Annotated in this window: 26 protein-coding genes and 1 tRNA gene; 17 read left to right on the top strand and 10 right to left on the bottom strand. The window is 70.6% G+C overall.

What is annotated here, in order from left to right; genetic code table 11:
- Positions 1-32 precede the first annotated feature (32 nt).
- The 10 genes from KBX08_RS03350 to KBX08_RS03305 all read left to right on the top strand — a co-directional run bounded on the left by KBX08_RS03350 (position 33) and on the right by KBX08_RS03305 (position 11,006).
- Entirely contained in the window at positions 33-251 is a 219-nt protein-coding gene (locus KBX08_RS03350) for a hypothetical protein (RefSeq protein ID WP_210781026.1), read from the top strand.
- An 87-nt stretch (positions 252-338) separates the two neighbouring features.
- On the top strand, positions 339-3,191 hold the full coding sequence (locus KBX08_RS03345; RefSeq protein ID WP_210781025.1) for an FtsX-like permease family protein: 2,853 nt from the start codon (positions 339-341) through the stop codon (positions 3,189-3,191).
- A gap of 20 nt (positions 3,192-3,211) precedes the next feature.
- A complete protein-coding gene (locus KBX08_RS03340; protein WP_247668786.1) occupies positions 3,212-3,928 on the top strand; it encodes an ABC transporter ATP-binding protein in 717 nt (238 codons plus the stop codon).
- Between the two features lie 73 nt (positions 3,929-4,001).
- Complete coding sequence (locus tag KBX08_RS03335) at positions 4,002-7,118, top strand: efflux RND transporter permease subunit (protein WP_210781024.1); 3,117 nt, start codon at positions 4,002-4,004, stop codon at positions 7,116-7,118.
- Positions 7,119-7,187: 69 nt separating this feature from the next.
- Positions 7,188-7,520: a hypothetical protein gene (locus tag KBX08_RS03330; protein ID WP_210781023.1), complete on the top strand. Its 333-nt coding sequence runs from the start codon at positions 7,188-7,190 to the stop codon at positions 7,518-7,520.
- Between the two features lie 268 nt (positions 7,521-7,788).
- Positions 7,789-9,288: a SulP family inorganic anion transporter gene (locus tag KBX08_RS03325; RefSeq protein WP_210781022.1), complete on the top strand. Its 1,500-nt coding sequence runs from the start codon at positions 7,789-7,791 to the stop codon at positions 9,286-9,288.
- A 1-nt stretch (position 9,289) separates the two neighbouring features.
- Positions 9,290-9,745: a MerR family transcriptional regulator gene (locus KBX08_RS03320; protein WP_210781021.1), complete on the top strand. Its 456-nt coding sequence runs from the start codon at positions 9,290-9,292 to the stop codon at positions 9,743-9,745.
- Positions 9,746-9,848: 103 nt separating this feature from the next.
- Complete coding sequence (locus KBX08_RS03315; RefSeq protein ID WP_210781020.1) at positions 9,849-10,181, top strand: hypothetical protein; 333 nt, start codon at positions 9,849-9,851, stop codon at positions 10,179-10,181.
- The gene (locus KBX08_RS03310; protein WP_210781019.1) at positions 10,178-10,627 is read left to right on the top strand and encodes a MerR family transcriptional regulator; all 450 of its coding nucleotides are present in this window, start codon (positions 10,178-10,180) and stop codon (positions 10,625-10,627) included. Before KBX08_RS03315 ends, KBX08_RS03310 begins: the two co-directional genes overlap by 4 nt.
- A 34-nt stretch (positions 10,628-10,661) precedes the next feature.
- On the top strand, positions 10,662-11,006 hold the full coding sequence (locus KBX08_RS03305) for a YnfA family protein (protein ID WP_210781018.1): 345 nt from the start codon (positions 10,662-10,664) through the stop codon (positions 11,004-11,006).
- Positions 11,007-11,304: 298 nt separating this feature from the next.
- On the opposite strand, the gene KBX08_RS03300 is transcribed toward KBX08_RS03305, so the two are convergent.
- The 5 genes from KBX08_RS03300 to KBX08_RS03280 all read right to left on the bottom strand — a co-directional run bounded on the left by KBX08_RS03300 (position 11,305) and on the right by KBX08_RS03280 (position 14,801).
- Positions 11,305-11,712, bottom strand: a complete 408-nt coding sequence (locus tag KBX08_RS03300) for an arsenate reductase ArsC (RefSeq protein ID WP_210781017.1) — start codon at positions 11,710-11,712, stop codon at positions 11,305-11,307.
- Positions 11,713-11,729: 17 nt separating this feature from the next.
- Positions 11,730-12,833 carry an ACR3 family arsenite efflux transporter gene (arsB, locus tag KBX08_RS03295; protein WP_307850432.1) on the bottom strand — a complete coding sequence of 368 codons (1,104 nt, stop codon included), beginning with the start codon at positions 12,831-12,833 and terminating at the stop codon, positions 11,730-11,732.
- 47 nt (positions 12,834-12,880) lie between these two features.
- On the bottom strand, positions 12,881-13,537 hold the full coding sequence (locus tag KBX08_RS33555) for an arsenate reductase ArsC (RefSeq protein WP_210781016.1): 657 nt from the start codon (positions 13,535-13,537) through the stop codon (positions 12,881-12,883).
- Positions 13,530-14,231: a helix-turn-helix domain-containing protein gene (locus KBX08_RS03285; protein WP_210781015.1), complete on the bottom strand. Its 702-nt coding sequence runs from the start codon at positions 14,229-14,231 to the stop codon at positions 13,530-13,532. Before KBX08_RS03285 ends, KBX08_RS33555 begins: the two co-directional genes overlap by 8 nt.
- A 192-nt stretch (positions 14,232-14,423) precedes the next feature.
- Positions 14,424-14,801, bottom strand: a complete 378-nt coding sequence (locus KBX08_RS03280; protein ID WP_210781014.1) for a metalloregulator ArsR/SmtB family transcription factor — start codon at positions 14,799-14,801, stop codon at positions 14,424-14,426.
- 85 nt (positions 14,802-14,886) lie between these two features.
- Between KBX08_RS03280 and KBX08_RS03275 the strand changes: the two genes are divergently transcribed.
- The 6 genes from KBX08_RS03275 (at position 14,887) to KBX08_RS03250 (ending at position 18,894) form a co-directional block, all read left to right on the top strand.
- A complete protein-coding gene (locus KBX08_RS03275; protein WP_210781013.1) occupies positions 14,887-15,036 on the top strand; it encodes a hypothetical protein in 150 nt (49 codons plus the stop codon).
- 22 nt (positions 15,037-15,058) lie between these two features.
- Entirely contained in the window at positions 15,059-15,319 is a 261-nt protein-coding gene (locus KBX08_RS03270) for a hypothetical protein (protein WP_210781012.1), read from the top strand.
- Entirely contained in the window at positions 15,316-16,569 is a 1,254-nt protein-coding gene (locus KBX08_RS03265; RefSeq protein WP_210781011.1) for a M28 family metallopeptidase, read from the top strand. Before KBX08_RS03270 ends, KBX08_RS03265 begins: the two co-directional genes overlap by 4 nt.
- A complete protein-coding gene (locus KBX08_RS03260; RefSeq protein ID WP_210781010.1) occupies positions 16,559-16,909 on the top strand; it encodes a metalloregulator ArsR/SmtB family transcription factor in 351 nt (116 codons plus the stop codon). Before KBX08_RS03265 ends, KBX08_RS03260 begins: the two co-directional genes overlap by 11 nt.
- Positions 16,909-17,400: a GNAT family N-acetyltransferase gene (locus KBX08_RS03255; RefSeq protein WP_210781009.1), complete on the top strand. Its 492-nt coding sequence runs from the start codon at positions 16,909-16,911 to the stop codon at positions 17,398-17,400. The genes KBX08_RS03260 and KBX08_RS03255 overlap by 1 nt, the downstream gene beginning before the upstream one ends.
- Before the next feature lie 75 nt (positions 17,401-17,475).
- Positions 17,476-18,894: an NAD(P)-binding domain-containing protein gene (locus KBX08_RS03250; RefSeq protein WP_210781008.1), complete on the top strand. Its 1,419-nt coding sequence runs from the start codon at positions 17,476-17,478 to the stop codon at positions 18,892-18,894.
- A gap of 105 nt (positions 18,895-18,999) precedes the next feature.
- Here the strand turns inward: KBX08_RS03250 and KBX08_RS03245 are convergent.
- The 5 genes from KBX08_RS03245 to KBX08_RS03225 all read right to left on the bottom strand — a co-directional run bounded on the left by KBX08_RS03245 (position 19,000) and on the right by KBX08_RS03225 (position 23,470).
- Positions 19,000-19,075, bottom strand: a tRNA-Lys gene (locus tag KBX08_RS03245).
- 156 nt (positions 19,076-19,231) lie between these two features.
- Complete coding sequence (locus tag KBX08_RS03240) at positions 19,232-20,194, bottom strand: aldo/keto reductase (RefSeq protein ID WP_210781007.1); 963 nt, start codon at positions 20,192-20,194, stop codon at positions 19,232-19,234.
- A gap of 51 nt (positions 20,195-20,245) precedes the next feature.
- Positions 20,246-21,400: a glycosyltransferase family 4 protein gene (locus KBX08_RS03235; RefSeq protein WP_247668784.1), complete on the bottom strand. Its 1,155-nt coding sequence runs from the start codon at positions 21,398-21,400 to the stop codon at positions 20,246-20,248.
- A gap of 20 nt (positions 21,401-21,420) precedes the next feature.
- Positions 21,421-22,410 (bottom strand): UbiA prenyltransferase family protein, encoded by a 990-nt coding sequence (locus tag KBX08_RS03230; RefSeq protein WP_210781005.1) that lies wholly within the window; start codon positions 22,408-22,410, stop codon positions 21,421-21,423.
- Between the two features lie 28 nt (positions 22,411-22,438).
- Positions 22,439-23,470 carry an NAD-dependent epimerase/dehydratase family protein gene (locus KBX08_RS03225; RefSeq protein ID WP_210781124.1) on the bottom strand — a complete coding sequence of 344 codons (1,032 nt, stop codon included), beginning with the start codon at positions 23,468-23,470 and terminating at the stop codon, positions 22,439-22,441.
- Positions 23,471-23,983: 513 nt separating this feature from the next.
- On the opposite strand from KBX08_RS03225, the gene KBX08_RS03220 reads away from it, so the two are divergent.
- Positions 23,984-25,087, top strand: coding sequence for an endonuclease/exonuclease/phosphatase family protein (locus tag KBX08_RS03220; protein WP_210781004.1), 1,104 nt, complete (start codon positions 23,984-23,986; stop codon positions 25,085-25,087).
- Positions 25,088-25,186 lie beyond the last annotated feature (99 nt).

Below are 25,186 nucleotides of genomic sequence, written 5' to 3'. Positions count from 1 at the left end.
CCGTCGTACCGACGGAGAAGGAGAGAGGTCGTATGATTATCAACAAGCTGGCCGACAAGCTACTGGCCACGCTGCTGCCGAAGGCCACGGCGTCCGCGTGCAACGTCTGCTCTCTCGCCTATGTCGGGTGTGGAGGGCCCTTCTGCTACTACTACTACAACAAGGTGGTCGCGGGGCAGGTCCGCTGTTACGCCAACACGGCGAGAGACTGCAACGCGTCCTACGTGAGCTACTCCACGGGCTGCTGCTGATCGTCGATTCGCGGCCGTCGGTCGGATGTCACCATCCGACCGACGGCCTCATGCTGGAGGACCAACGATGCGGGGCACGGTGCGTCGATGCTGGGGATAGCCGCGTCGCAGTGGCGGGTGCGACTACGCCGGTCACTGGCCCTGCTCTCGATGATCGCCGTCGCGGTAGCCGGGTTCACAGTGCTCACCGGGGCCGCTGTGACCTCCCGGCTGGAAGCGGTCGGCGCGGTCAGCGCCAACTACCGCCCGGTCTACGACCTCCTGGTACGCCCCCGGGACGCGGTGCTGCCGCTGGAGCAGGAGCGCAATCTGGTCCAGTCGGGCCAGTTGGCGGGCATGCGTGGCGGCATCACCCACGATCAGTGGCGCGAGATCCAGGCGGTGCGCGGGGTGTCGGTGGCGGCACCGGTCGCGATGATCGGGTACGTGATGCGCACAGTGCCCGTGACGGTCGACCTGTCGGAACACCTTGACCCGACCGCCGAGCGTCAGGTGTTGCGGGTCCAGCCGACCTGGGCGACGGACGCGGGGCTGAGCCAGATCCCGGACGGGCCGGCGTTCCTCTACGCGACGCGGAACCGGCTGGACGTGGTGCCGAACAGCGAACTGAAGAGCGGCGGGGGCCTGCCGCCGCCGGAGGAGGTCGACGCCGACGGCCAGCGGGTAAAGATCTGCCCAGCGGCTCCGGCCATCACCGCTGAGGACTGGCTCGCACCGACCGACCTCCGAGCCCGATCGTCGTTGACGTGCGTCGGCGGCATGGGCTCGACGGATCGCGAGGGAAAGGCGACGCGGCCGACAGTCACGTTGGCGTGGACGGTGCCGTTCCTGATGGCCGCGGTCGACCCGGAGTCGGAGGCCACGCTGGCCGGGCTGGACCAGGCCGTCACCTCGGGCCGATACTTCACCTCGGCCGAAGCGCCGACCTCACGGCGGCTGGACGGAATGCCGTACCCCTACTCGGTGCTCCCGATCCTCGTCGCGGACCGACCCCAGGTCGACAGGACGCTCAACGTCACAGTGCAGCGCCTGAACTCCGACGCGCCCGAGCTGGTCCGGAGATCCGCCGACGACCAGCGGCTCCGCGCCGCTCTGGTCAACGAGTCCGGCACGCCGGTCGCCCAACGGGCGATGTCGTTCGAAGAGCCGTACCAGAACCTGCTCGACCGGATGCTCCGCCCCGACGACCTCGGTGTCGAGTACGACCTGGCAACGTCGAACACCAGGTGGCTCGACCAGTTCTGGACCGTCGGACCGCCGAAGAGGGTACGGGCCGGGGACGGTCTGCGGGCCCAGCCAGATCCGTACGACCTGAAGATCTGGGGTCAGGGCGCCGACGACGGCGGGTCGTCCCGGCACGTGCCGATGGAGTTCGCCGACACCAGCGTGCGCAGCGAGGTGGCCGTCCATCGGAACCTGGCGCACGGTTACCAGGAGCAGCCGGGGGACGTGAGCATGCCCGACGCCGCGCTGGGCGCGGTGGGCACCTTCGACCCCGCCAAGGTTTCGCTGGGCAGCGCGCTGTCAGCGGTGCCCATGGACACGTACTTCAACCCGGGCGCCGAGGGTGCCGACGAAGCGTCACGGCGGGCACTGGGCGGCCGACGACTGACCCCGAATTCGAACGTCACCGGCCTGCTCAGCCAACCTCCGCTGATGCTCACCACCATGGCGGCCCTGCCCGCCATCTTCGACCCCGGCGCGTACAGCACCGAGCCCAGCTACCCGGAGTACCAGCTCAACACCACCGCACCGATCAGCGTGGTACGAGTCCGACTGGCCGGAGACGTCGGCATCGACCCGGTCTCCCGGGAGCGGGTACGGGTGATCGCCGAGGAGATCGCGCAACGCACCGGCCTCCAGGTCGACATAACCCTGGGGTCGTCGCCCACCGCGATGACTGTGCACTACCCGGCGGGCAACTACGGCCGGCCCGACCTCGCCGTGGCCGAGCCCTGGGTCCAGAAGGGCGTCGCGTCCGTGCTGGTCCGCGCGGCCGACCGCAAGAGCGTACTGCTGTCCGTCCTGGTGCTCGCGGTGTGCGCGCTGGCAGTGCTCAACGCCAACACCGCCGCCATCCGCGCCAGACGCACCGAGTTCGGCATCCTCACCTGCCTCGGCTGGGGCCGCCGGCACCTCCTCCAGCTGATGTTCATCGAGATCGTCGGCATCGGCCTCGCCGCAGGCATCGCCGGCACCGGGCTGGCGCTCGGGATCGCGTTCGGTCTCGGGCTGAACATCGCGTGGAGCCACACAGTGCTCGCCGTACCCGCAGCGGTGGCCCTGGCCCTGCTCGCCGGCGGCTGGCCGGCCTGGCGGGCCGCCCGGCCGGATCCCGGCGAGATCATCAGGCCCGCCGTCTCGGGTTTCGCCCTCCGCCGGCAGGCGCCGCGCCGGCTGGGCACCCTCGCGCTGGCCAACCTTGCCCGCACCCCCGGTCGGACCGCGCTCGGCGCGCTGAGTCTGACGATCGGGGTGGCCGCGCTGACCATGTTGTTGGCGATCACGTTCGCGTTCCGTGGTGCGATCACCGGCACCCTGCTCGGTGATGCCGTCACCATCCAGGCCCGCACCGTCGATCACATCGCCGTGGCGGTCACGATCGTGCTGGGCATCGTGTCGGTCGCTGACGTGCTCTATCTCAACATCTCCGAGCGCGCCGCCGAGTTCGCCCTGTTCGCAGCCGTCGGCTGGACCGACGCCATGCTGAACCGGCTGGTCATCATCGAGGCCATTGGCATGGGTGCCATCGGTGGCACGCTCGGCGCCGCTGCCGGCCTCGGCGCGGCGGCGACCTTCGCCGGGGGCGTCACCGCTGGAATCCTCTGGTGTTCCGGAGCCGCCCTGGTGTTCGGCGTCGCCGTCTCCGCCCTGTCCGTGGTGGTGCCGATCGCCGTGCTCCGCCGACTGCCCACCGCCCACCTGCTCGCCGAGGGGTGAGCGGCAAAGGAGTAGGTCCGATGGAACGGACGTCAGCTGCGCCGTCGAGCACCGTCACCGTGCCCCTGGTGTGTCTCACCCGGGTACGGAAGTCCTTTCCGCTGCCCGACGGCGCACCGCTGGTCGCGGTGAACGACGTCAGCCTGGAGATCGACGCCGGCACCGCGATCGCGTTGACCGGGCCGAGCGGCTCGGGCAAGTCGACGCTCCTGCACCTCATCGGTGCCATCGAACGAAGTGACGGTGGCACCATCGAGGTCGGCGGCCAGGAGGTGACCGGCTTGGCCGGCCGGGGGTTGGCCGCCTACCGGCGACGGGTCGGCTTCGTGTTCCAACGGTTCCACCTGCTGCCCACGCTCACCGTCCTGGACAACGTCGTGGCACCCCTGATTCCGTTCCGCACCGACTTCGACAAGGTCGCTCGTGCCCACGAACTGCTGGCGATGGTGGGGCTCGCCGACCGGGCCGCCGCCCTGCCGTCGCGGCTCTCCGGGGGGCAGCAGCAACGGGTCGCCATCGCCCGCGCGCTGATCAACCAACCTGCCCTGTTGCTGGCCGACGAACCCACCGGCAATCTCGACAGTCAGACCGGCACCGCGATCGTCGACCTGTTGCTGAGGCTGCGCGACGAGCAGGGCACGACTCTCATCATGGCCACCCATGACGCCGCTATCGCCGCGCGTTGCGACCGAGCCGTCCAGATGCGGGACGGGCGCCTCACCAGCCTGGACGGCTGAGGCGCGGACCGGGCAGCCAGCCCGGATCAGCACGGTTTCAGCGCCCTTTCCGGCCGCTCAATACGTTCGCGCCATGACATTCAAACGTTCCACGCGCACCAGGCGCGGGACTGCCGCGCTGGCGATGATCGCGGTCACCGCGGCAAGCGTGCTCTTCGGCGAGCCCGCGTCGGCCGATCCCGTCCCCGTCCCTCAGGCAGCGCTCACCGACCGGGCCTTCGGCCAGGTCGCCGAGATCCATCTCCAGGGCGCCGCTCGGATCACCACCGTCGTGCTGTCGGCCGAGTTCGTCCAGTGGCACCGGCTGCACCCGAACGCCACTGCCGAACAGGCACAGACCCAGCTCACCGCACGCCAGCAGCTGCTCGACGGCTCGCTGACCGCGTTCGACCTCCTGCTGCCCGAACAGGACCTGCTGCTCAAGTCCGTCGACATCCTGCTCGGCGCTCCCGGCGGCGACACCCGGACCTCGCCGGAGATCACCGGCCTGGTCGGGGCCGTGATCGGCAAGACGGTCGAGCCGTGGGACACCCGCGAGGAACTCGCCTCCGGCGCGCTGCGGACCGCCCAGTGGCTGCGCGGCCGCGACGACGCCCTCGCCGCGGTGTGGTCCGCGACCCGACAGGCGGGGGCCGCCAGCGTGCCCGTCGCCACCGCCTGGAACGCCGTCCTCGGTGAGCCGGTCGGGGTGGACATCACCAGCACCTACGAGGAGCTCCAGCAGGATCCCGGACTTTCACATGTCGACCTCGACGCGATCCTGGCGCTGCGGGACGACTCGACGGCGTACGTCGCGGCGGCCAAGCAGCAGCTTGCCTCCCTGCACGCGGAGCTGCTCGGCCTGAGCCTGGAGATCCGTCTCGAGATCGGCGAGAACAACAGCAAGTGTCCGCCGGAAGGGCCGCCGAGCGCCGCGTGCACCGCGGCGGCCAAGAAGGCGGCGGAGGACCGGGACAAGGCTCGGCAGCAGACGATCTCCGACATCAAGGCCGGGGTCGGCATGGTCTCCACCATCATCGGGTTCGCCGACCCGGCCGCCGGCAAGAAGTCCAAGGTGATCGGGGAGGCGGTCCTCACCACGATCAGCGCGATCTCCAAGTACGCGGCGGCGATCACCGGCCGCGGCCCCGCGGGCTCGATCTTCAGCACCGCGACGTTGGCGATGACCGGCAACGTCTTCGGTGCCGTGATGTCGATCGTCGGTCTCTTCGGCAGCAGCGGACCGTCGCTGGACGCACAGATCCTGGCCCAGGTGAAAGCATTGCGCGACGAGGTGCGGGCCCTCGGCGACGAGATGCGGGCCAGCTTCGCGCGGGTCGAGGCCCAGATCAACACGGTGTACGCGAACATGATGGCCCAGTTCGACAAGTTGAACGCCGCGATCGCCGGCAACACCGCGCAGATCACCCTCGTCCAGCAGCAGGTCGCCCAGCTCGGCCTGCGCCTGGAGGACATCGCCGCCACAGTGCTGGCCGCGATCGGCGACGCCACCCTGCACGACGCCCGCGCCGACATCAACAAGTACGTCGGCTATCTGGAGAACTTCGGTCAACCGATCCCGACGTACGGCGAGTTCGTCGACCCGGAGAACGAATTCCACCTGACCTCGACACAGCTGGCCAGCGGCGCCGCCTTCGTGGTGCCCAGGACCGACGCCGACAACCCGGCGCTCGACCCGACCACAGTGCTGAACAGCTTCGGCGAGGCCCGGTCGATCAACTACCTGGCTCGGGTCGCCAGCGGACGTGACCCCTCGATGGTCGAACCGTCGACACCGGTCGGCAACCCGACGGTGTGGAACCTCGGCGCGCAGTCGTACGCCATGTTGATGCTGCAGAACCCGACGTACGCCGCCCAGGTCAGCGCCGGCCGGGCCGCGCAGATCGAGGCGGAGGGCACCCGTATCGCCGACCTCGCGGCCAGCTTCGGCCGACCGGTCGACGGCCACGCCAACGGGCTTATCACCGGGCTGGTCAACGAGTACGTCGCCGCCACCAACGAACTGTCGACCGCGCTGGCCGCCTTCCGGACCAACGAGGTCCAGGTCCGCTACGAGCCGGACGCCAACGGCGTACAGGTCAAGACGCCCAAGAACTACGACCTGTTCTGGGACACCGACAAGCCGCTCGCCCAGGCGCCGGCGAAGGCCGACGAGGCGACGGTGCCCGCGTGCGAGGGCAGCAGGCAGATCGACCGGCCCAGCAACGTTCGCTACGAGCTGATGTCGAACATGGTGCGGGCACTCCAGTACGCGTACACACCGCGCCACGACGAGCCGCCGGCCGGGGTACGGGAGTTGCCCGAGGTCGGCCACTGCTACACGCCGAGCTGGGTCCACACCCGGACGACCGGCAACGGGAGCGGAGTGATCCGCTCCTACGGCAAGCTGCGGTTGCAGGTCCACAGCCGGTTCCGGCTGAACTCGTCCGTGGCCTGGCAGAACTCGCGCACCGCCGACTTCACCTGGCCGGACGAGCAGGTCTACCAGGTCTACTGCGAGTTCTTCAGCTGTAGCAGCCAGACCACGCCCGAACAGGCCCTGACCCAGAAGTGGCCGTCCGGCCGGTACGCCTTCGCGAGCGGCGCGACGGCCGTGAACAACACGGCACTGGACGCCACGCTGACGCCGACCCTGCGCGGTTTCCTCCAGGCCCGGCAGAAGTCCATGTACGACCGGGTACGGGACCAGAGCACCCAGGTCAGCGGGGCGGTGCCCACCGCCCTGAAGAAGGTGAACACGGCGGCGCGGCTGCTCCAGGCGTACACCCGGTTGGGTCTGCCCAACGCCCTCGACTCGGACGACGTGTTGTCCGCGAACCTGTTCGGGCAGTACCAGATTCCGGTGAACATGCCGACGGACGCCAAGATCGGAAATGCCTACGCCACGGCGAGCGGAAACTACGCCCAGTGCGGGCCCACGCCGTGCCCGCCCGACTCCAGCCGCCCACTGCGCGACCAGGTCAGCCTCAAGGTGCCCTGCGAGCCCGCTGTCGACTCGTCCAACCTGCCCGGTGACCCACTGGGCGACTGCCTGATCACCAGCGCGCGGTCCCGCGCCAACACGCTGATGCAGCGGTACGAGGTCTGGGCCGACCAGATGACCGCCGGTCTGCACCGCGAGCGGGTGCCGTGGATGAACGACACCCTTCTGGGCCTGCGCATCACCACCCGCCTGACCCACGCCAACTGAACCAGGGGCGTTGCCGGCGTCTGCGGGCGCCGGCAACGCCTGGTGTCAGGTTCAGATAGCGTTCGGGTCATGGGATCCGTGGACGTGGTCTTGGCGGTCATCGCCGCCGCAGCCAACGTGGCTTTCGCCACTGTGCTGTTCCACAAGAGCCGTGGCGGCACGACGGCGCCCCGGATCTTCGGCCGCCCTCAGCCCCAGCCGCGCCTGCGGGCCATGATGCACGTCTGCCTGGGGCTGGGGACGGGCGTCGGCTGGCTCGCCAAGGACATCTTCCCGCCCCGCTCCACCGGCGACACGGTGCTGTTCAACGTGGTGATGGTCCTGCTGGTGGCTGCGGTGGCCTCGGCCCTGCTGAGCGCCTTCCGGCACTCGCGACCCACCGGTGACAGGGCCGCCCGCTAGCTCTGGCGCTGGCCGTCCGGGCGCGAACGGGGAAGTACCCGCAACGGCCGAGTGATGATCACCACCTTCGGTGAACTCTCCTCTGACGGAAGGGTAGGTTCGCTGTCGGCTATCAGGGCGAGGCCGGATGGCTCCCCCGGCGACCGTGACGTGTCCGGGCAATGGCGCCCTGAGGCCGCTCGACCGGCTGTCGCTGATCGTCGGGTAGCTGCCCCGATCCAGGGCGGAGCTGAGCGCGTCCACGGGACGCCCGAGTGGAAATGGCTGTATGTCTTCTGTGCTGTCCGCGGTCAACCGGCCGCGTCTGTCCCGTCCGTCCTGGTTGTCGCCGAAGGTGTTCCGCACCGAGGTCCTCGCCGGTCTGGTCGTCGCCCTGGCGTTGATCCCGGAGGCGATCTCGTTCTCGATCCTCGCCGGTGTCGACCCCCGCGTGGGGCTGTTCGCCTCGTTCACGATGGCAGTCACCATCGCGATCTGCGGTGGGCGTCCGGCGATGATCTCCGCCGCGACCGGAGCCATCGCCCTCGTCGTCGGGCCGCTGGCGAAGGAACACGGGCTGGACTACCTGATCGCGGCGGTGATCCTCGGCGGCGCGATCCAGATCCTGCTCGCCGTGCTCGGCGTGGCGAAGCTAATGCGGTTCATCCCGCGCAGCGTCATGGTGGGTTTCGTCAACGCCCTGGCCATCCTCATCTTCGCCGCCCAGGTCCCGCACCTGCTCGGCGTGCCGTGGCTGGTCTACCCGCTCGTCGCCGTCGCCCTGGCGATCATGGTGGGGCTCCCCCGGCTCACCCGCGCCATCCCGGCACCGCTGGTCGCCATCGTGGTCCTGACGCTGGTCACCGTCTTCGCCAGCGTGGCGGTGCCGACCGTCGGCGACGAGGGCGCCCTGCCGGACAGCCTGCCCACCCTCGGCCTTCCGCAGATCCCCTGGACCATGAACACCCTCACCCTCGTAGCCCCCTACGCCCTGGGGATCGCGCTGGTCGGGCTGATGGAGTCGCTGATGACCGCCAAGCTGGTCGACGACATCACCGACACCCCGTCCAGCAAGACGCGCGAGTCCTGGGGCCAGGGCGTGGCCAACATCGTCACCGGTTTCTTCGGCGGCATGGGTGGCTGCGCCATGATCGGCCAAACGATGATCAACGTGAAGGCATCCGGCGCCCGTACCCGGCTGTCGACGTTCCTGGCCGGCGTGTTCCTGCTGGTCCTGGTCGTCGCGCTCGGCGACGTCGTGGCGGTGATTCCGATGGCTGCCCTGGTCGCCGTGATGATCATCGTGGCGGTGTCGACCTTCGACTGGCACTCCGTCGCCCCGGCCACGCTGAAGCGGATGCCGTACGGCGAGACCACCGTCATGGTCGCCACCGTCGCCACCACCCTGGCCACCCACAACCTCGCCATCGGCGTCGTGGTCGGCGTCCTCACCGCCATGGTGATCTTCGCCCGGCGGGTGGCCCACCTGGTCGAGGTCACCAGCGTCCTGGACCCGGACGGCACCACACGGATCTACTCGGTGCGCGGCGAGTTGTTCTTCGCCTCCAGCAACGACCTGGTGGGCCAGTTCGACTACGCGAACGACCCCGAGACGGTGGTCATCGACATGACTTACGCCCACGTCTGGGACGCCTCATCCGTCGCCGCCCTCGACGCCATCACGCAGAAGTACGCCACCCGCGGCAAGACCGTCGAGATCATCGAACTGAACAAGCCCAGTGCCCGCATCCACGACACCCTCGCCGGCCAGCTCGGCGTCGGCCACTGATATGGCCACCACCACCACCCGGGAGACCGGGCCGGAGCAGCACGGCTCCGGCTCGGCCACCGGCCGGCTCATGCAGATCGGCGAGGCCGCCGAACGGGTCGGGCTGAGCATCCGCACCATCCGCCACTACGAGGAAGCCGGCCTGATCGTGCCCTCCGCCCGCAGCGAGGGCGGCTTCCGCCTCTACACCGAGCCCGACCTCGACCGCCTCGCCGTCGTCAAGCGCATGAAACCCCTCGGCTTCACCCTCGACGAGATGCGGGACCTCCTCACCGTCCTCGACGCCCTCGACACCGCCACCGGCGCCGACCGCGCAGCCCTGCTCGACCGGCTCGCCATGTTCCACACCGCCGCCACCACCCGCGTCACCGCCCTGCGCGACCAACTCGCCATGGCCGAAGGCTTCGCCGACACGCTCCGCGCCGAACTCGACCACCACCAAGGCCCAACTGTCTGAACGGCCCCGCATGGGTGGCACCCGAACGGCGGTGACCGGTCGACAAGCTTGCTGAGCGTTGGGCTTGCATCCGGTACTCAGGTACACGCTTACCGTCGTTGGTATGACCACTGACTCCCAGCCGTGGGTGCCCGAGTCGTGCACCCTGCCGAGCGGGCAACGGCCGCTGCGGCTGGCCGAATTCGACTACCTGTTCGCCACCGCCCTGTTGGCGCAGCAGCGGCTGTCCCCCACCGAGATGCGGTGGCGTCTCGACCCGACCGCCGAGGCCACCACACGGGACCTGATCGGCCGGGAGAGCTCCTGCTGCTCGTTCTTCTCGTTCACCCTCGCCGCCGACACCGGCACGCTGCGTCTCGACGTGCGGGTGCCGGCCGAACACGTCGACGTCCTCGACGCGCTCGCGCTGCGAGCCGCCGCCGGGATGACGGCGTGAGCGGATTGCGCAGCGGCCAGGTCGCCGCCGCAGCCGGGGTGCACCCGCAGACACTGCGCTACTACGAACGTCGCGGACTGCTCGCCGAACCGGACCGAAGCCTGGGCGGGCACCGCCTCTACCCAGCCGAAGCGGTCACCGTGCTGAGGGTGATCAAGGCGGCGCAGCGGCTCGGGTTCACCCTCGACGAGGTCGCCGAGCTGCTCGACGCGGGCCGGCACCGTCACGGCCGCCACACCGATGCCGGCCTGCGGGTCCGCGCCCAAGCGAAGCTCGCCGAGGTCGAGGCGAAGATCGCTGATTTGCAGGTCATCGCCGGCACACTGCGCGCCGCAGTGAAGGCCGGCTGCGACGACCTCGTCGAGTGCGCCGGCCAGCCGTGCTGTCCCATCCCCTTCCCCACCATCGCTCCAGGAGGTGCCTGTTCGACCGGGTCACCGGCATGATCGGGGTCCGCGGGCACATCGGTACGGTCCACGGATGACCGTCGTCCGCTCGATCCTGCTGTTCATCGTCGCCGCCCTGTTCGAGATCGGCGGGGCGTGGCTGATCTGGCAGGGCTGGCGCGAGCACCGCGGCCTGTGGTGGATCGCCGCCGGCGTCATCGCCCTCGGCGCGTACGGATTCGTCGCCACCTTCCAGCCCGACCCGAACTTCGGACGCATCCTCGCCGCCTACGGCGGCGTGTTCGTGGCCGGATCCCTCGCCTGGGGGGTGATCGTCGACAAGTTCCGACCCGACCGGTGGGACGTCATCGGCGCCGGCATCTGCCTGATCGGCGTCGCCCTGATCATGTACGCGCCGCGTTCGGCAGGCGGCTCCTGATCGTCACGGAGCCGATCCTGCACGCTCAGGCGCCTCGTCGAGGCGCACGCCTGGCACCGCGCCGTAGCGTGGCGGGGTGGCAGCACCCCAACATGGCCGCCCGCACGATCAGCGGCGCATCCGAGCCGCCCACCTCACCGGGTCGGCGTGAGCGACGCTGGTGGACGCGGGGCGCACGGCCAAGGCCACGGTCGCCGACATCAGCGCCCGACTCGCCGGGTAACCCGGGAGGAAAACCGCGGCCCGTGTGTCGTGGCCTGGGTCGTGGGTGGCCCGGCGGGCGGCGACGAGGGCGGCGTCAGGCGCTTGGGCGCAGCTCGGTGAGGAGCTTCTCCACCCGCCCCCGGATGTCGTCGCGGATCGGGCGGACGGCGTCGACGCCCCTGCCGGCGGGGTCGTCGAGTTTCCAGTCCTCGTAGCGCTTGCCGGGGAAGACCGGGCAGGCGTCCCCGCAGCCCATGGTGACTATGACGTCGGAGGACTCCGCGGTCTCGTACTCCAGAAGTTTCGGGGTCTGGTCGGTGATGTCGATGCCGACCTCGCGCATGGCCTGCACGGCGGCGGGGTTGACGGTGTCGGCGGGGGCGGAGCCGGCGGAGCGGACTTCGACGGTGTCGCCGGCGAGGTGGCGCAGCCAGCCGGCGGCCATCTGGGAGCGGCCGGCGTTGTGGACGCAGACGAACAGGACGCTGGGCTTGTCACTCACGGTGTTTCCCTTACCGGTTAGGCGGCTGTCGTGGCGGAAGGCGTAGACGTGAAGAAGCGGCGGCGTGCCCACAGCGAGACGTAGACGAGGCCGACGAGGACGGGCACTTCGATCAGGGGGCCGACGACGCCGGCGAGGGCTTGGCCGGAGGTGACGCCGAAGGTGCCGATCGCGACGGCGATGGCGAGTTCGAAGTTGTTGCCGGCGGCGGTGAACGCCAGCGTGGTGGTGCGCTGGTAGCCGAGGCCGATGGCCCGACCGAGGGCGTAGGAGCCGGCCCACATGAGTGCGAAGTACACCAGCAGGGGCAGGGCGATGCGGACGACGTCCAGGGGTCGGCTGGTGATGGCGTCGCCTTGCAGGGCGAACAGGATCACGATCGTGAACAGCAGCCCGTAGAGGGCGGCCGGGCCGATGCGGGGCAGGAAGCGGGCCTCGTACCAGGTGCGGCCCTTGGCGCGTTCGCCGAGGCGGCGGGTGAGGTAGCCGGCGAGCAGTGGGATGCCGAGGAAGATGAGCACGTTAGCGGCGATGTCCCAGGCCGAAACCGTCAACTCGGCGCCGGAGAGCCCCAGCCACTGGGGAAGCACGGCGAGGTAGAACCAGCCGAGCAGGCCGAAGGCGATGACCTGGAAGACCGAGTTGAGCGCGACCAGGACGGCGGCGGCTTCCCGGTCACCGCAGGCGAGGTCGTTCCAGATGATGACCATGGCGATGCAACGGGCCAGGCCGACGATGATCAGGCCGGTGCGGTACGCGGGTTGGTCGGCCAGGAACAGCCAGGCCAGGGCGAACATCACGGCGGGGCCGACGACCCAGTTGAGGACCAGCGAGGAGATAAGCAGCCGGCGGTCGCCGGTGACGGTGTCGAGCCGGTCGTAGCGGACCTTCGCCAGCACCGGGTACATCATGATCAGCAGACCGGCCGCGATCGGTAGCGAGATCCCGCCGATCTGCACCGCGTCCAGGGCGCTGTTCAACCCGGGGATCAGCCGACCGAGGAGCAGGCCGGCGACCATCGCCAGCCCGATCCACACGGGGAGGAACTGGTCGAGTCGGGAGAGGCGGCCGACGACGGCGTTCTCGCCGGAGTCGATGTCAGGGGCGGTGCGGGTGCTCACGGGCACTCCCGTCGGTTCTCGGTCGCTGGTGGTGTGGATCGGGTCTGTCATGCCGGGTGGGCGACGTGGAGGTCGTCGAGGAGGCGCCGGACGCGGCGTTCGATGTCGTCGCGGATCGGCCGGACGTCGGCGAGGTCGCGCCCGGCGGGGTCGTCGAGGTCCCAGTTCTCGTAGCGGGTGCCGGGGAAGACCGGGCAGGCGTCGCCGCAGCCCATGGTGATGACGACGTCGGCGGCGCGGATGACCTCGTCGGTCCACGGCTTGGGGAACTCCGCGGCGATGTCGATGCCGCGCTCGGCCATCGCGGCGATGGCGGCGGGGTTGACCTCGGCGCCGGGTTCGCTGCCGCCGGACCACGCGACCGCCTGGTCGCCGGCGAGGTGGGTGAAGAACCCCAACGCCATCTGCGAGCGGCCGGCGTTGTGGGTGCACAGGAACAGGGCGACGGGGCGGCCGTCGCGGTGGTGGCCCTCGACGCGGGCGAGGGCCTGCAGGCGCTGGCGGGCGAAGCGTTCGGCGAGCAGCGGCAGGTAGTGGGGGATGCTGCCGGCGGTGGCGAACTGGTCGTAGCTGGTGTGCAGGAACCGCTCGATGGTCTCGGTGCCGTAGACGCCGGTGAACTCCTCGGCGAGGCGGGTGGCGGCGGTGCGCAGGGCGAGCTGTTGGTCGATGGACAGCTGCGGATGGGCGTGAGTGTCAGTCATGGGGTCCTCGCGAGCTCATGGCGGGGGTGATGACGGGGGCGACCCGGTCGACGCGGGCTGCGAGGTCGGCGAACGCCGCCTCGAAGGCGTCGTCGGTGTCCAGGCGGACGGGGTCGGGCACCGACCAGTGCAGCCGGGGCTGGGCTGGGGCGGTGAGTTCCTCGTGGGCGTTGTCGCAGACGGCGATGACCAGGTCGTCGTCGCGCACGATGTCCGCGACACGGTTGGTGCTGCTCGGGTCGAGGGCCAGACCGTGCCGGTGGGCGACGGCGACGGCACGGGGGTGGACCCGCTCGGCGGGCTGTGTCCCCGCGGACGCGGCCGGGGTATGGGTGCGCTCGGACCAGAGAGCGGCGGCCAGTTGCGAGCGGGCGGAGTTGCGGGTGCACACGAACACCACCCGTCCCACGCCGGTCAGGGGCGTGGGGCGCAGTGCGGTGAGGGCTTCGGGACGCAGCCGCAGGTAGGTGCGGCGCCGGTCACCCTCGGAGCGGCCACGCACGACGAGGCCCGCGTCGGTGAGGACTTTGACGTGGTGGGCGACGAGGTTCGTCGGTATCTGCAGGTCGTGGGCGATTTCTCCGGGCGAGGCGTCGCCGAGGGTGAGCGCGTCCACGATCGCCAGGCGCGCCGGGTCGCCCAGCGCGGCGTGGATCCGGGCGCGCCCCCGCAAGGAAACAAGCTCAGTCATCATTGACTCAATGATTACTGAGCGATCGTGGGAGTGTCAAACGACGGTTGGGTGGCGGCGCGGGGCGGTCCGCAGCCCCCTCGGGGCGGGGGTCGGTGCAGCGGCAGGTCTTGAGGTAGGACTGTAGTTCGGCCAGCGCTGCCTGAGCCACCCACGTCGCAACCACCCTGGCCGACCCGGGTCGACGGCCAGACCTCAGGCCACGGCGGCCGGTTCGACGCTGAGCAGCCCGGCGAGCTGGCGCAGGATGGCCGGCCGGGCCCGGTAGTACACCCAGGTGCCGCGGCGTTCGGCGTCGACGAGGCCGGCCTCGCGCAGCGTCTTGAGGTGGTGCGAGATCGTCGGCCCGGTCAGGTCGAACGCCGGGGTCAGGTCACAGACGCACGCCTCCCCGCTCTTCGCCGAGGCGATCATCGACATCAGCCGCAGCCGCACCGGGTCGCCGAGCGCCTTGAACGCCGGCGCGAGCACCGCGGCGGTCTGCGCCGGCACCGGGCTCTGCGCCAGCGGCGGGCAGCACGGCGTGTCGGCGGTGAGGTCGATGACGGGAAGCAGCCCGGCTTGCTTTGACATGCCTCTAGGTTGACAGGTGTCTAAGCAGCGTGCAACTCTCTGATTCGACGAACGTCAAGACAGACGTCGCGGGGAAGGAGTCGGCATGTTCGGCACGACACGGCGTTCAGCGCAGGCTCAGGCGGCAGCGCGGTTCTGTGACTCCTGCGCCCGGGTGTCCACCGCGGCACAGCGGGCGCAGCGGCGCTACGACCAGGTCCGTGACACGGCCCCTGCCCTGATCGGCGTCCGATAACCCCTGATCGAAAGGTTGTGTGATGAGCGAGAACACCCAGACCAACCCCGCGACGGGAGACGGGTTCGCCGGTGATCCGGGGGCTGCCCTGGCCGTGACGGGCTCCGGTTCCTGCTGCGGCAGCCCCGCGCAGGCGGTCGGCTCGGTCCTCCCGCCCGCCGGGCAATCGCCGACGGCGGGACCGTGCTGCGGCAGCCAGCAGGCCGCCGAAGCGGCCGGCTCCTGCTGCGGCACCGAGGCGAAGACCGAAGCCGTCACGACGGGTCATGGGTGCTGCGGATGACCGCCGGATCGGGATCGGTCGCCCACCTCGACGCGACACTTCGCCTGGTCTCGGCCGAGCGGATGGCCGCCACGATCTCCGCTCTCGCCTCGGCTGAATTCACCGGCCGGCGGGTCGGCACGGCCGGCGGCGCCGCCGCCCGCGCCTGGCTCGTCGCGCACCTCGCCGACCTCGGCGCGGCGGTCGACACCGACGACTTCCGGGTCCGCAACGTGCCCGAGCTGTACGCGGCGCCGACCGTCGTCTGGGGCGACGGCGACACCTCGACGCGGCTGACGTTCGGCCGCGAGGTCGCGGTCCACTCCGCCTCGGCCGACACCTCTGAGGTCAGGCGTGGCCCGTTGGGTGTGACCGGCAGCGGGGACCCGACCGGCCGGTGGCTGGTGGTGCCCGCGGGCGGGAACCCTCTCGACGCCGCCCGCGACGCCTCGGGCGCCGCGGGTCTGCTGGTGAGCCGGGCTGTCGACGCCGGCGGCTGGCAGTACACCGTCCTCGCCGGCCCGGACCCGGGCCCGTTGCCCATGCTGACCCTCGACGCGGGCACCCACCGCTCCGTCCTGGCCGCCGCCACCGGTGCGGGTTGGTGGAGCGCGAACACCCCGCTGCGCCGCCGCGACGTTACCGGCGCCAACATCCACGCAAGGTTCCCGGCGGTTGCGCCGGGCGGGACCGAGGTGTTGCTGACCGCGCACTACGACGGCGTCGGCGACCATCCCGGCCTGCGTCAACCCGGCGCGTCGGACAACGCCAGCGGCGTCGCGGTGGTGCTGGAAGCCGCCCGAATCCTTGCCGCCGCCCGCCCTGCGGGGGTCGCGGTGGCGGTCGCGTTGCTCGACGCCGAGGAGGTTGGTGCGCTGGGCTCGGCCCACCACAGCCAGCAGTTGCAGGCGGGCGACATTCGGCCGCTGGTCATCAACGTCGACGGTGCCGGGCTGCTCGACCGGGCCGCCGCGGTCGAGGCTGGCGGGCCGGCCCACGCGCTGCTCGCGCTGCTCGATCAGGCCGGGCGGCACACCGGCCTTCCGCTCGCCGCCGGGCCGGTCGCCTCCGACAACCGCCGCTACGCCGCCGCGGGGCTCGCGGCGGTGGGCATCGGCGCCGGCATGGCCGGCTACCACAGCCCCGCCGACACCCCGGACCGCGTCAACCCGCACACCCTCGACGCGATCGCCCGCCTCGTTGTCGCCACCGTCGGCCTGGCCGCCTCCGCACCCGCTACAGTTTCATCGCCGATCGGCGATGAACGATAGAAGAGGTGAAGTCGTGGACGAGTTGCTCGACCGGAGCACCGCGCAGCAGTACGCGTCGTGGTTCCGGGCCCTCGCGGACCCGACCCGGGTTCAGATCGTCGAGTACCTCGCCCGTCACGCCCGACCGATGAGCGTCGGCGAGATCGTCGCCGCCGTCGGCCTGGCCCAGTCCACCGTCTCCCAACATCTGAAGATCCTCACCGACGTGCGGTTCGTCCTCGTCGAGGCGGTCGGCACCGCCCGGCACTACCGGACCAACGACGCCTGCGTCGACTGCCTCCCCTCCGCCGCCGACGTCGTCATGGGCCGACCTGCCCCCCACCCGAACGGAGCGTGCTGATGGTCGACATCACCGTTCGCCCCATGACGGCCGACGACGCCGCCCGGGTGCTCGCCATCTACCAGGCCGGCCTCGACGGCGGCGACGCCAGCTTCGAGACCACGGCACCGACCTGGGCGCAGTTTGACGCCGGCAAACTGCCCGAGCACCGCCTCGTCGCCGTCGACCGCACGGTGATCGGGTGGGTCGCCGTCTCGCCCACCTCAACCCGCGCGGTCTACGCCGGCGTGGTCGAGCACTCCGTCTACGTCGACCCCGCCGCCCGAGGCCGCGGCGTCGCCCGCCTCCTGCTGGACGCCCTGATCGCCTCCACCGAAGCAGCCGGCGTCTGGACCATCCAGTCGGGTGTCTTCGGCGAGAACACCGCCAGCCTCCGCCTGCATCAGCGCGCCGGTTTCCGGGTCATCGGCGTACGCGAGCGGGTCGCCCGCCACCACGGCCGGTGGCGCGACGTGATCCTGCTGGAGCGCCGCAGCCCCGTCATCACCTGACCAACCCTCGGCCCCGACGCACGGCTGCTGTCCACCTGCTTGATTCGACAATTCTCGACACAGAGGAGATAGCTGATGAGCACCCTGAACGATCTGCCCGTCGTGGTGATCGGCGCCGGACCGGTCGGCTTGGCCGCCGCCGCGCACCTGCACGAGCGTGACCTACCGTTCCTGGTCCTGGAAGCCGGTGACACCCCCGCCGCCGCGGTGCGGCAGTGGGGCCACGTCCGGGTCTTCTCTCCCTGGCGGTACAACATCGACCCCGCCGCCCGCCGCCTGCTCGACGAGGCCGGGTGGGTCGCCCCCGACCTGGAAGCCCTGCCCACCGGCGCCGAGTTGGCCGACGACTACCTCCAACCCCTGGCGATGGTGCCGCAGCTCAAGCCGCACCTGCGCTACGGCGCCCGCGTCGAGGCGATCAGCCGCCTCGGCCTCGACCGCCTACGCACCGTCGGCCGCGACAGCACGCCGTTCCTGATCCGCCTCACCGACGGCCAGGAGGTGCTCGCCCGCACGGTCATCGACGCCTCCGGCACCTGGGGCACCCCGAACGTCCTCGGCTCCTCCGGACTGCCCGCCCGAGGTGAGACCGCCGTCGCAGCGCACCTCGAGCACGCCCTGCCCGACGTCCTCGGCGTCGACCGGGACCGCTTCGCCGGCCGGCACACCCTCGTCGTCGGCGCCGGCCACTCCGCCGCCAACACCCTGCTCTCCCTCGCCGAGTTGGCCGAATCCGCCCCGGGCACCGAGGTGACCTGGGCGATCCGCACCAGCTCACCGGCACGCACCTACGGCGGCGGCGACGCCGACGCCCTGCCCGCCCGCGGCGCGCTCGGCTCCCGGCTACGCGCGCACGTCGACGCCGGCCAGATCCGCCTGCTCACCGGGTTCGCCGTGCACGCCCTCACCCCCACCGACGGTCGGGTCAACGTGGTCGTGCGCCACGCCGACGGCGGCGAAGAGCAGACCACAGTGGACCGCATCGTCGCGGCCACCGGCTTCCGCCCCGACCACTCCATCGCCGCCGAACTGCGCCTCGACCTTGACCCGGTCATGGGCGCCACCCGCGCCCTGGCCCCGCTGATCGACCCCAACGAGCACTCCTGCGGCACCGTGCCCCCGCACGGCGTCACCGAGCTCACCCACCCCGAGTCGGGCTACTACGCCGTCGGGATGAAGTCCTACGGGCGAGCGCCGACCTTCCTCATGGCCACCGGCTACGAGCAGGTCCGCTCCGTCGTCGCCGCCCTCGCCGGCGACTGGGCCGCCGCCCGCGACGTCCAACTCGACCTACCCGAGACCGGGGTGTGCAACAGCAACCCGGACGAGTCCGCCAACGCCGACAGCTGCTGCGGGCCGGCACCGGCCGCCCATGCCTCCGGCCGGGGCCTGGCCACCGGCATCTCCGGCGGCCTACTCGCCGCACCCGTGAGCCTGCTCGTCCTCGACGCCGCACCCGCCGACCCCCAGACCGGCGGCCTTCCGCAGGTCTGAGCTGGGATTCGATCCGGATGACGTGGGGCAGCAGGGGATCCCCACCCGCGCCCCACGCATGACCCAAGGGGACATAGCTAGTTAGCTATGTCCCCTGGGTATCGCTGGTGCGCCGCCAGGGACTCGAACCCCGAACCCGCGGATTAAGAGTCCGCTGCTCTGCCAGTTGAGCTAGCGGCGCTCGTCGGCAACGGGAGGACCGTACTGGTTCGCCCCCACCCCTCGACGACCGGGGCTACCCCCGACGTGCATCGGTCCGATATGTTTCCCGGCTCGGCACGATGGCGGGCCGGGGCCGCCTCGGGAGCATCACGCGTCGCTCCGGCCCACCGTCCGCTCAGCTCCGCAGGTCGAGGAGTGCCTTCCGTTCGACCTCGGTCAGCGGCCCACGGGCCTCGGCGGCGAGGCACTCGGCCAACTCGGTGCGGTTCTTCACGCCGAGCACCACGGTCGCCACGCCCGGGACGCTCAGCGCGGACCGGTGGGCCAACGAGGCGGGCGACTCGCCGAACTCGGCGGCGAGCGCGCGGAACCGCTCCGCCCGGGCGAAGTCGACCGCGACCGGGGCGTCGTCCGCCACGGACCGGTCGATCTCCCCAGTGAGCGCTCCCGCCGCCACGGCACGGATCGCGATCACGCAGACGCCGTCGTCGACCGCGGCTCGGCGGATCTCGTCATTCCGAGGCGCGGCCGACGCGCCGAGCAGCCACATGTCGCCACTGAGGTCAAGGGCGTTCACCACCGCCTGGACCGCATCCGGGCGCGGTTGCTGGTGCATGGCGTCGATCACGGTCTGCGGGTGGCCTACACCGGTCAACCCCCAGGCCCGGATCTTGCCCTCGTCCCGCAGCCGTTCGAAGGTCGGCACCACCTGGTCGCGGTACAGGTCCCAACCGAGAGTCCGGGGAGTGGGACCGGTCCAGCCACGCGGGTGTAGTTGGGAGTGGAGCAGGAAGAGATCCAGTTGCTCGCGGCCGAGACGCTTCAGGGTGGCGTGCAGGCTGCGGATCATCTTCTCCGGGAGATCACCACCATCCTGCTCGGGCAATTCGATCTTACTGGTGACGAGGACGTCCGAGGCCGGAATGGCGCGCAGGGCGGCACCGGCGACGTTCTCGGCCGCGTAGCCGTCACCGTAGGTCGGGGCCAGGTCGAGCATCGTGATGCCACCGTCGACCGCCGCCCGCACGGTCGCCACCGCCTCGGCGCGGTCGGTCGCCCCCCAGACACCGCCGATCCCGCCACCGCCCAGGGTGAGCGCGCTGACAGTGCCGAGACGACCGAAATCCCTGCTATGCATCTGCACCTCCGTGACGGAACGTTGCCGCCATCCTACTGACCGGATGAGCACTCACATCAATGCGCCGGCTCGCGCCCCGTGGACCCGGAACAGCGCCGCGTACCGGTCCAGACATCCGTCCACACTGAACTCCTCAAGGGCCCGCTTGGCACCCTCGCGTCGGGTGTCGGCGGCCCAGCCGAGCACGTCCAGCAGGGCCACGCGCAGTCCGGCCGGGTCCCGCGGCTGGACGACCCTCCCCATCCCGGTTGCCAGGACCGGATACCGGCCGCCGGGCAGGTCGGTGGTGACCGACGGGATACCGCACATCATCGCCTCAGCCTGCGCGATACCGAAGGACTCGGCGACTGAGGGCAGGGCGAAGGCGTCGATGGACGCGTAGAAATCACTGATCTGCCGGCCGCGGAGCAGCCCGAGGATCCGGATCCGGGGATCCCGTTCGGCGGCCGCCCGGATCCGGGCGATCACGCTACCGCCCTCGACGGTCAGATAGTCGCCGCCGATCAGCAGCCGCGCCTCACGATCCGGGATCTCGGCGAACGCGGCGACCAGGTAGTCCAGACCCTTGTCCGGCACGATCCGGCCGAGGAAGCCGATATGCGGGCCGCCGGTCTCCCGGTATGCGGCCTCCCCGCCGCGCCGGTCGAGGCAGGGCGCCGGGATCGCGGACCGCTGGCTGGACCGCAGGATCGACCAGAGCTCCGAGTACTGCGCCTGGTCGTCGCTGTTGACGACGACGGCGTCCGAGCGGCGCAGCGTGACCCGCGACGACACCCGTACCGCGGCCATCGCCGCCCGGGTCACCAGGGTGGGCGGCAGCCAGAGGTCGATGTGGTACGTCGTCACCACCGGCACCCGCAGCGGCAGGGCGGTGATCAGCGCTCCCTCCAGCATCGGCAGGTGCAGGTTGACCACCCGCGAACGCCGGGCGACCCGGCGCACCAGCGACGGGAAGCCGGGACTGACCGGGCCACGGCCGACCGAGGCGACCACCGGGCTGCGGTAGACGTCGACGCCGTTGCGGATCTCCCTCAGCGGAAGCGCCGGATCGTGCCGGACGGCGACCACCGCCACCCGCCAGCCCCGCCCGGCGAGGCCCTCGGCGAGCACCCGGGCCACCTCGGTCAGCCCGCTGACGTAGGGCGAGTAGTAGTTGACCGCGACGCAGAGGTCGTATTCGTAGGAGTCTTTGCTGCTCACGGGCATCTCCAAGGGGTGTCGATCGGTTACCAGACGGGCCAGGCGCTGGCCACCATCGCCTGCGCCAGCACCGCGGCCCAGAGGCCGAGATTGACCAGCATCGCGCGGTCCCGGACGAGGTCCTCGACCGGATCACCACCGGATCCACCCATGGTGATCATCTGCAGGTAGCGGTGTACCGCGAACGCGGCGAACGGAAAGGTCAGCCCCGCGGTGACCGGCCCGTACGGCGGTGTCTGGGTCCAGACGAAGCCGACGTAGCCGATCAGCGCCGCCACCAGGTTCACCACCACGACCTGGTCCAGGAAGTGGACCGAGTACGCGCGCAGCGCCGGCCGGTGATCGCCGGCCTCGCCGCCCGCGGCCGACAGGGCGGCGAGTTCGTGGCGTCGCTTGCCGAGGGAGAGCGCGAGGCACGCGCAGTAGACCCCGATCAGCAGCGCCGGATGAACGGCCGCGCCGACGGCGACGGTGCCGGCCAGCACCCGCAGGACGAAGCCGATGGAGACGACCGACACGTCGACCAGGGGCTGGTGCTTGAGCGCCAGGCAGTACCAGAGGTTGAGGGCGAGATAGCCGGCGACGACGACGCCGGTCAGGGCGGGTAGCAGGGTGGCCAGGGCGGCGGTGCCGGCGAGCAGGCCGACGAGGAGGATGACCGCGGCGGTCGTACTCACCCGCCCACTCGCCAGCGGACGGTTTCGTTTGACCGGGTGTAGCCGGTCGCGCTCCCGGTCTCTCAGGTCGTTGAAGACGTACACGGCCGAGGCGGCGGCCAGGAAGCTCAGCAGCGTGCCGAGCAGCGGCACGATATGGGTCACCGCGGCGCCGGGGGCCGCCACCAGCGGCGCCGCCAGCACCAGGCCGCCCTTGACCCACTGACGGGACCGCAGCAGGACGAACAGTCCGGTGACGCGGGCCAGCGGTTTCAGCGCCTGCACGGCGACGGCCGGGTCGACGGAGACCAGGGGCAGGTCCGACGAGGTGGGGTTCGGGACTTCCAGGGCGTGATTCATGGCGGACCTCTCCTTGCTCCGTGGAGTGTCAGAACAGCGCCTTCGCCAGGCGAAGGGCGCCCTGCTTCCAGGGGTCGCGGTGGGTACGTCCGGCGCTGCGTCGCGCCCCGGCGGCGTTCGCCCGCCACCACGAGTACGTCTTCAACAACGCCTGTTCGTTGCTGAACCGCGGATTGAACCCGAGCCGCTGGGTCGCCCGGTCGATCGAGACGTACGAGTCTCGGGTGAGCTTGTGTACGAGTCGTTTGTAGACCGGAGAGAGGCGCGTCGCGGCGAGCACGCGCAGCGCGGCGACGGCGGGCCCCACCGGCATGGCCAGGACCCGCCTGCCGTGGCCGGCGGCGTCCAGGACCGCCTGGAAGTCCTCCCGTAGCGTGCGGAACTCGCGCGCGCCGATGTTGAACGTGTCGTTGGCCCTGTCGTCGGGCGCCTCGCAGATCAGCTGAATCGCCGCGCAGAGGTCCTCGACGTCGAGCATCTGGGTGGCGACCTCGCCGCCGCCGATCAGCGGGAAGTGCCGGCCCTCCTCGGCCCACTCGAAGAGCATGGCGAAGAGACCGAGCCGCTCCTCGCCGAGGAAGGTCTTGGGCCGCAGGATCGGGGCGCAGAGGCCCCGTGAGCGTTGCCGGAGCACGGCGGTCTCGGCGCCGAGCTTCGCGGCCGAGTAGGGGTCCACCGGTTCACACGGGTAGTCCTCCGGCGTGGGGCAGTCCCGGGGCAGTCCGTAGACGGCGGTGGACGAGATGTGCACGAACCGGTCCACACCGGCCCGCCGCGCCGCGGCCAGCGCCGAACCGGTGCCGTCCACGTCCACCGATCGGATCTCCGCCGCCCGGTGGCTGGGCAACGCGGCGGCGGAATGGATGACCACGTCGGCGGAGCGGAAGGCGCGGGTCATCGCTTCGACGTCCCGGACGTCGGCGCGGACGAAGGTCGCCCGCTCTCGCACCCGAGGCGCGAGTGGACGGATGTCCACTCCGGTCCATGTCACTCCCGGCCAGGGGCGCGCCAACAGCGCGGTGCCCAACATGCCGGCGGCTCCGGTCACCACAACGTGCACTTCCACCTCCCGTTTCGAAAAGATGCCGCGCTCTCGACGGCAGTGTCACGACTGCAAGGCGGCCACGTTTCCGGCATTCGCCGTTATCGGATATATACCGACTGACCGTCCACCGGCCACAGTTACCGACCAGTCGGGCCGGCCCGCCAAATGCCGGGCAAGTCGCATGTCGGACCGACCAGCCCCGCCCCGCCCGCCGACGCCAACTCCGGGCGAGCGTCGAAATGCTGCGCCTGATCCATTCGGCGGCTCCTTCCTCGGTGGTGAATCCGGTATTGGCGCTCGTGACGCTAGTGAGCGACGATTGCCCCCTCCTTGGTGTCGGGAACAAGCTTCGAGCAAGGTGTCGATCGATACCTTTTTCCCGGCCGGCACCGACCTCGGCGGGAACCGGAGCCACGTAAAGGAGTTGCCATGACGGAAGCGGCGGCGAGAACGACCGCAATAATGGACGAAAAGGATCCGGAGTTGTCGCCGGATCCTTCTGCCCGGTCCCGGAGGGCCCGCTGGGGGGTGCGTCTCGCGGCCGTGGCCTGCGTGGGTTGGCTGGTCCTCGTCGTGCTGCACCACCTGCTCAGTGCCCGGACTTACGTATGGGGACCGGTGGACCTGCTCCCGCCGATCGCCTGGGCGGCGGTCCCGGTGTTGCTGCTGCCCGTCGCCTGGCTGGCGCGGCCGATACGCGGGCGGCTGGTCGGGGCGGCACTGCTCGCACTGGTGCTCGGTCTCGGCTACAGCGGGATCAACTTCGCGACGGTGCTCTACACCCCGCCGCCGGCGCCCGCCGACGCCGTCAAAGTGGTGACCTGGAACACCGAGTACTGGGACCAGGACCGGCGCAACGGCGGGGAGCAGCGCACCACCACGGGGCAGTTCTACGACTTCCTGCGGGAGATGGACGCCGACGTCTACATGCTGCACGAGTACGCCAACGTCGACGACTCGCTGGTCGACATCTTCGCGCAGGCGTACGAGATCGACCAGACGGCGCAGTTGACGGCCGCGTTCCCCGGCTACACGATCGTCCGCGAGGGGCGCAACGTCACGCTCACCCGGCTGCCGGTGGTCGGGCACGCGTGGCTCGACTCCCAGCCGTACCTGCCGGACGATCTGAAGCCGGTGCCGCCGGCCCTCGTCGACCGACCGCTGTTCTACACGTCACAGGCGCTGCGTACCGACATCCGGGTCAACGGCCAGGTCGTGTCGTTCTACAACTCGCACATCTTCCAGCCGCCGGTCCGGATCCTGTTGTTGCGTAGCGACGACGACCGGAACATGTTCGAGATCGATCGGTTCAACTTCGAGATCCGGCAGGCCAGCTACCAGGCCATCGCCGCCGACCTGGAGAAGAACCCGAACCGGGCGGTGATGGCCGGCGACCTCAACACCTCACCGTCGATGAATCTCCTCGACATGGTCTCCGACCGGCTGGTCGACCAGAGCAGGGCACTCTCGTCTCTCTATCCGGCTACCTGGCCGGTGGGCGACAAGCCACTAATGTGGCGTATCGATTGGCTCTTCACCACTCCGGACATCAAGGTGCACAGTTACGACCTGACCCTCCCCAAGGGCCTGTCCGACCACAAGGCCCAGCAGTTCGTCATCTCGGCACCCTGACCGAGATGAGCGTCACATCCGCGCGAAACATGCGGTGGCGGGACAACCCGAGCATTTAACGAGCATGAAATCAATCGATAGCTGTCTACCGGTGTCGAT

Origin of the sequence: Micromonospora sp. H61 (assembly GCF_018070325.1) — a bacterium.
Classification (GTDB): Bacteria; Actinomycetota; Actinomycetes; order Mycobacteriales; family Micromonosporaceae; genus Micromonospora; species Micromonospora salmantinae.
The sequence above is the reverse complement of the archived record's forward strand: the minus strand, read 5'-3'. Positions and strand labels throughout refer to the sequence as shown.